This window comes from Rothia sp. (in: high G+C Gram-positive bacteria) (assembly GCF_030540545.1).
Taxonomy (GTDB): domain Bacteria; phylum Actinomycetota; class Actinomycetes; order Actinomycetales; family Micrococcaceae; genus Rothia.
Map to the genome: position 1 here is coordinate 1 of NZ_JAUNVZ010000015.1, position 1,643 is coordinate 1,643.

Consider the following 1,643-nt stretch of genomic DNA (forward strand, 5'->3'; position numbering starts at 1 on the left):
AGGCTGAGAAACCCCGTAAGGAAGCGCCCAAGCAGGACCTTTCTGACGAAGCCTACGATAAGGCATATGATGCCGATGCCAGCTTTGAGGTCATCGACACTCCCCCGCCTACGCCCCGCCTTACTGCGGCGGACTATGCCGCGAAGGGACTACCTGCTCCGCCCCCTGAGGACGAGCTGGCTGAGCCGGAAGAACCGGTGGTGATAGCTGCTCCGGCCGAAAAGGCCAAGCCCGGTCGCCGTCAGCCCAAGGCTCCCAAGGAGGCAGCCCCTAAGGCCGGACAGCCCAAGGCTGAGCGCCCCAAGACGGAGCGTCCGAAAACAGCCAAGCAGGCTCCGGTAGTCAAGGCTGCACAATCGGTACCTTCCCCCAAGCCCCAGGTTGAGGAGGTCACTCCTGCTTCTAAGCAGTCCGCACCCGCTCCCCAGTCCGCAGAAGTAGCTCCCCAGTCCGCGGAAATCGTAGTGGAGGAAAAGCCGGCTAAGCTACAGTCTCAGCCCCAACCTCAGGTTATCCCTGTAACCGCCCTTCCTTCTGAAGACGAAGTGCGTGCAGCATGGGCTGAGGAAGCAGCTGCTTCCGCCCCCGCAGATGTACAAGCCACTATTGAGGCTCCCGCTCCTGCCGCTGAACCGGTAGAGGCAAAAGATGTAGCCTCCGCAGTAGAGGATACCACTTCCGTACCCGAGCCTGCCGTACCTGCAGAAGCACCGTCTACCCCTGAGGCTGCACAGCCTGCTCCGGTAGAGGTTGAGCCCATTCAGGAGGAGGAACAAGCTGTTGAGGAAGTTGCAGAAGTCCTTCCCGAAGACGAGACTGAAGCTACTGAAGAAGCTCCCGCTCCTGCCGAGCAACCGCGCCGCAAGTCTGTGGTCAGCGAACCGGCTACCCGCCCCATCCTGCGCCATATCTCGTTGGATGACTTTGTCTTTGGCATAGAACCGCAGGACGTTGAACCGACCGAGACCGACACGGCAGCTACCGCAGCTGATGCTGACGAAGACCTTGAGGAAGGCAACTTTGACCTACCCGATGCTCCGCAGAAGCGTCGCCGCCGCAAGAAGCGTTCACGCCCTCGCCACCACGGTGGCCGAAAGGCTGAGGGTAACGCTCCGGCTGCAGAATAGCCTCGGCCGTTCATACCCTCTGTATTTCTCTAAGTGCCGCACGTAACGAGACCCCCGGTGTCCGTTGCGTGCGGCACTTTATTGTATGCCCACCTTTGCCCTATCGCTCTGCACGGATAGGATAGGTATAGCCATCTCAGCAAGTCTGCTCGTTCTAGCCCCGGACTTGTGAAAACAAGTGTCGGGCTAGGCAGCACAGGTTCGGCATTTGTTTTTCCTGGCTCGGCACTTGTCACGCCTGGCTCGGCACTTGTTTCAGTGCATGGTGAGTTAGGGGTGTGCAGCCCGTTTTGAAGCTCTACAGTATCGGTAGGGTACGGCAATATCGGTACAATACCGAAAAATCCCCCTTACATTAAGGAGTTTGCGAAAGTACATACATTTGCGTCATTTGCGTCACTCAGCGTTGTAAGTTATTGATAATCAATGCTCGGTTAGTGACGCAAAAGTGCAGGTACCCAAAAGTTTTGCGTCATTTGCGTCACTACCCCGGGCTACGCGCCGGTGTTCAAGACC

1 pseudogene is annotated in these 1,643 nt (G+C 58.0%); it reads left to right on the forward strand.

What is annotated here, in order from left to right:
• Positions 1 to 1,127: pseudogene (locus Q4P78_RS08555) on the forward strand (hypothetical protein); the annotation flags it as partial.
• Positions 1,128 to 1,643 lie beyond the last annotated feature (516 nt).